3 protein-coding genes are annotated in these 5,130 nt (G+C 34.7%); all 3 read right to left on the reverse strand.

The features are described 5' to 3' along the window. Positions 1 to 904: hypothetical protein (locus ADIARSV_RS15860; RefSeq protein ID WP_152439924.1), on the reverse strand; the 904-nt coding region annotated here is incomplete at its 3' end. Positions 905 to 925: 21 nt separating this feature from the next. Further along, on the reverse strand, positions 926 to 1,627 hold the full coding sequence (locus ADIARSV_RS15865) for a hypothetical protein (protein WP_040300373.1): 702 nt from the start codon (positions 1,625 to 1,627) through the stop codon (positions 926 to 928). Between the two features lie 256 nt (positions 1,628 to 1,883). Beyond that, on the reverse strand, positions 1,884 to 4,946 hold the full coding sequence (locus ADIARSV_RS15870) for a glycoside hydrolase family 2 TIM barrel-domain containing protein (protein ID WP_016196632.1): 3,063 nt from the start codon (positions 4,944 to 4,946) through the stop codon (positions 1,884 to 1,886). Between the last annotated feature and the right edge of the window lie 184 nt (positions 4,947 to 5,130).

Consider the following 5,130-nt stretch of genomic DNA (forward strand, 5'->3'; position numbering starts at 1 on the left):
TTTTAAATGTAATTTGAGTAACTGAGCCTATAGGTAAATCCACAAGGAGTTGATTATTTTTTGTTGGATCTAATGTGCTAATTTCTCCTTCAGTCGTAGTGTCATTATTTGTATCTTCTCGCCACTGTCTTACAGTAGCTTTACCATCAACGCTAAAATTATTTAATATCCCAATAACATAATTATGATAAGAAATAGGTATTAATCCAGCTACATTAGGGTTTACAACATTGATTAAAAATACATTTACTTCAATACCCCTTAAATAAGCTCTTGAGTGAAGTTTACCTTGAGTGAATGTTTCTTCCCCATCGTGGTCAACCATTCTAATTGGAGCTGAACGAAGTATGGCATCTGAGTATGCTCTCATGACAGGTTGATTAAATTTAGTACTTCCGGTTATTGGATAACCCCACCACATAAATGCTTCCAGTCCAAGATCTGTATGGTCAAACGTTACTCCAAGTGCAGATTCTGCTGCATAAAGCTCTCCATCTCCATTCCAATGTGGTTCAGTAGCCCATTGTGGACGTGTTTTATCGCTTTGTGCCAGATCAAACTCATATTTTAATTTGGCAAAACCTGCGACAGTATGATCTCTTTGATAATAATGATCTCCAAAGATATCATAACTATTTTGAAAACCTTTATTATATAATGTGTTCATGTAGCCACAAGGGATATTTCCTTGAGGATCTAATAGTTCAGGAGCTACAATTTTAGGTACTTCATAATCAAGCCTTTTTGTTCTAGCTCTTAATGTGTCAACAGCTACTTTAAATCCATCAATTCCCATTCTAACACTTTCTTTATCCAAAGCAATAACATTTATTACGTGTCCCTTATTGTGCATAAACGTTATGAAATCTACAAGCATTTGTGCAAACTTTTCAGGATTAGGCACATCCCCCTGATCTGTTGTTATTCAGTCGGAAAATATTTGTTTTGCATTAGAGGTCATAACTTTAATACCTGCAAAAATCATAAATGGCTCAGTTCCACTATAGGCTGACTTTGCGTTAGAAAGAGACTGGAGAGGAGCTTTATAGACATCATCTAGTACAATACCTTCTTGAAGGTGTCCTCCGTAATAATTTCCACAATAAATTGGAAATCGAACGCCATTCATTTTTTCCTCGTTAAAAGCAACATTTGCGGTAGCCATACTCGCAACTTTATTAGGGTCGCCATTAAGATCCAGTAGATGATATTTTATAGTAGTACCAAATGTCTGAAGAGGAGATATGGTTGCTTGATTTATATATGTAGGTTCTTCATAATCAACAATTTCCACGGTGTATTCTTTATAATTGATTCCTGCATGAAGTCTAAATATTTCTTTAACACCCCAATTACCGATTTTTGCCTCTGGAATTGGAGTAATTAATGTCACCCCATCTGAATATTTATAAATAACAGATACAATCTTTGAAGGATCTTTTATACCCTTTAATGCTATGTGCTGGTTTACTTCATCGATAATTCCGATAGACTTTTCTCCTGTTGACAAGGTTACATCAAATTGAATTAATTTGATTTCTGAGATACCGACTTCATCTTTATGCTTCTTTTTATCACAACTTACAAACAGAATGATGGTTACAATTAGCAAATAAATTTTTTTCATGATTTCACATTTTATTATTCTCAAAAAAGTTATAATTCCCTGTAGCTTTTGCCTCAATTGTAGCTCCAACAATATGTTACTTCGTGATTAATAGAACTGTCTGTAAGTATATATCCTACGCTTTGTGGGTTCGTATTATATTGTCGATATTTATAATTATATAATTAAGGCAAATTCTTATTTTTTAAAAAATCTTTAAATAAGAAATACACGTTTTTACAACCTCAGTATATCATGGTTAAGAACTGCTATTGCTTTAGTTTACATTTAATAAATAGACCCCAGCATTACAGCCCGATTTACTTTGTAGTATAATATCGTTGGCACCTGCTTGTAGTTTATGTTTAATTATTATCACTTTCCAACCATCTACACCCGACTCATTTATCTTTGCATTAAACTGATCTACTTTTGTATTATTGATAATGAGACTTAAACAATTGGTATTATCATTATCATTTATACTTTCTAGGTAAAAAACAAGGTCAAACATTCCTTCGCTTCCGTCATTTTCTTGATACCAACGGATATACCCTTCTTTATCAAACCTTAAACTTGACTGATTGTTGATCGTAACTTTTTGAGCTCCTTTATACTCGGCATTTATAGCTTTCATACCTTTAATGAAACTACCATTACTACTTTTAGCCGTATTATCTAACCAATAAAGCCCTAAGTTCCCATCAAAATTTTCCTGCATATTTAATATCACTTTTGAGTCTTTTACAACAATGGCTTTTACAGTAGTACCTAACTTTATTTCAAAGGTCCTTGTGTATAAAGTACTTTGTGGCGTGGGCGAACTACCATCAATTGTATAATATACTTTAAAGCTGTTAACAGTAGGTTTGCCTCTTAAAACCAAGCTTTTAACATCAATTGCAATCTTATTGCTGGTCATTAACTGCTTTTCTCCTAAAATAGCCCCAGTAGTTAGTGTAACAGGTTGATCTGATCTATCTAGTTTAATAAAAGCATTTGACAAACCCATAAAACCTTTATTTTCAAATACACCGAATTTTGCGGTAGTATCTACAGGATCTCCGTTTTCGAGTGTTAAGAAACGGGCTGGTCCCTGTATATTATAAAATAATTTATTCTCTCCGTAAGGGTAACAAATTCCTTTATCATCGTTAATACTTACAGTAACAACAGCGATATTATCTTTTTTAGGCGATACATATTTATCATCTAAAGTTAAACTGAGTGTTGCGGGTGTGCCGGCAGTAACCTGACTTGTTTCTACCACTTTTCTCCCATTCAAATATCCTACAGCTATTAAAGTTCCCTTTTCATATGGCACCAACCATTCGCATTGCATTTCGTTCCATTTTTTTCCGGGTTTGTCTTTACCTAAAGATTTCCCGTTCAAAAACAGTTCTACTTCATCGCAGTTTGAATAAACCCACACCGGAATTTTAGTACCTATTTCCATTTTAGGATGCGTCCAACTTGGTAAAATATGAACCATAGGTTTTTTAGTCCATTGACTTTGGTAGAAATAAAAAAGATCTTTTTTAAACCCTGCAACATCCAACGCCCCGCTCATAAAAAGCCTGAAAGGCCAGCCCCCGTGTACATAACCGGCTTCTCCAAAATAATCAAAACCTGTCCACCTAAAACTGCCACTATACCATGCCGAATCACGCAATACCTCCCAACCTTTTCTAGCAGAGATACGAACAGTTGCATTATCATACGAAGAATTAAAATGCTGTTTATAATTGCTCCACGATGTTTGCGGTGCCCATTCGTAAGTAAAAATTTCTTTATCGGTTAAATCTGGTAATGGAAATGACGTTAAGCCATCATTTTTATATTCATCTCTAAACCAAGTCAAAGAACGGTAATAGCCTCTGGTTTGCCAAGTATGAGGTGCTTCTGTTGCTATAAAAGGTATATTTAAACGTGGTTTAATAAGAAAATCCATTTTTTCGCTATTTCCATTAACACCATAAACATCCATTTCTTCTGATTCACTATGGCCGGAAGTAACCAACCGAGTACTATCTAATTGGTGGCAGTAGGCTACTAATTCTTTGGCGATATTTCCACGGGTTTCGTTTCCGAGGCTATAAATAATTACAGAAGGATGATTACGATCTCGGGTAATCCATTCTTGTATATCTTTGCGCCACCAATCGCTAAAGGCTTGTTTGCCATAATCTTCAGGTGCTTTTTTAGACCAGCCATCAAAAATTTCGTCCATTACCATAATTCCCATCTCATCACATAAATTATAAAACATCGGAGGTGTAGGGTTGTGAGCTGTGCGAATTGCATTAACGCCCATTTCTTTTAATAAGCCCAACTTCCAACGTAAAAGCGGTTCCGTCCAGGCACCTCCAATGGGTCCGCCTTCGTAATGTTCGCATACGCCTAAAAGTTTGGTTTGTTTACCGTTAAGCCAAAAACCAGTTTTTGTGTCCCATTTTATAGTTCTAACACCAAATTTTGTATTTATTGCATCAATAACCACCTTATTATTATTCTTGATTTCACTGGTTACGTGATAGAGATATGGGCTTTTCGGATCCCATAATTTAGGGGCCTGTATATTTACATTTGTAATTATTTTACTTCCTTCAGCATTAAAAATAATAGGTTGCTCTTTTTTAATCACTAACTTTCCTGAAGCATCAATAATCGATGTTTCGAGCACTAAATTCTGATTTGCGTTTTTATAGCTTTTAATACTAGTTTTCACACGTACTGTTTCACTTTTATCTTTTTTCCTTTGAGTGGTTACATGTACGCCGTTTGGCTCAATGAAAGTAGTGGAAGTGCTGATTAAATACACAGGAGCGTAAATTCCACAAGCATGGTACCACCTAGCCGATGGTTCTTTAGAATTATCAACTCTTAAAGCAATTACATTTTTTCCCGTTTTTAAATACTTTGATAATTCATATCTAAAGGAAATATAACCGTAGGGTCTTTTACCTAAATAGCGCCCGTTAATCCAAACTTCGCTGTTCATGTAAACGCCATCAAACTCAATGGTAGTTAATTGAGAATCGAAATTCTTTGGTGCTTCAAATTGATAACGGTACCAGCCAATCCCACCACCATAATATCCACCACCATCACTTTGAGAACCGTTTTTTGTGATTCCGTTTTCAAAAGCCCAGTCATGTGGCAAACTGACTGTACGCCATTTTGAAGCATCATACTCAGCCATTTTTGCTTCAGGAATATCCTCATTAACAAATTTCCAGTTTTGCTCTAGCAATGTAACTTTTCTTGGATTTTGTTGGGCAAAACCGTTAATCCCTAAAAAGGTTAAGAAAACAAATAATATATTTTTTTTAAAAATCATTGTGTTCCAGTCGAAATAAATTTTTTAATTAAATCAATTAATTGGTTTAATGGTTTCGGGAGCAAAACCTTCTTCTATTAGCTAAAGTATATACTTTCTACGCAGTAAAAATCTCAAAAACTTACAATATTGTATCTTATACTGTAACCTTCCGCTTTTTTTAAACATTGATGGTTTTATTTAT

It is taken from the genome of Arcticibacter svalbardensis MN12-7 (genome assembly GCF_000403135.1).
Lineage (GTDB): Bacteria > Bacteroidota > Bacteroidia > Sphingobacteriales > Sphingobacteriaceae > Arcticibacter > Arcticibacter svalbardensis.

Coding starts and splice junctions, on each gene's coding strand:
- ADIARSV_RS15865 (WP_040300373.1), bottom strand. CDS start 1,627: ATGAAAAAAATTTATTTGCTAATTGTAACCATCATTCTGTTTGTAAGT.
- ADIARSV_RS15870 (WP_016196632.1), bottom strand. CDS start 4,946: ATGATTTTTAAAAAAAATATATTATTTGTTTTCTTAACCTTTTTAGGG.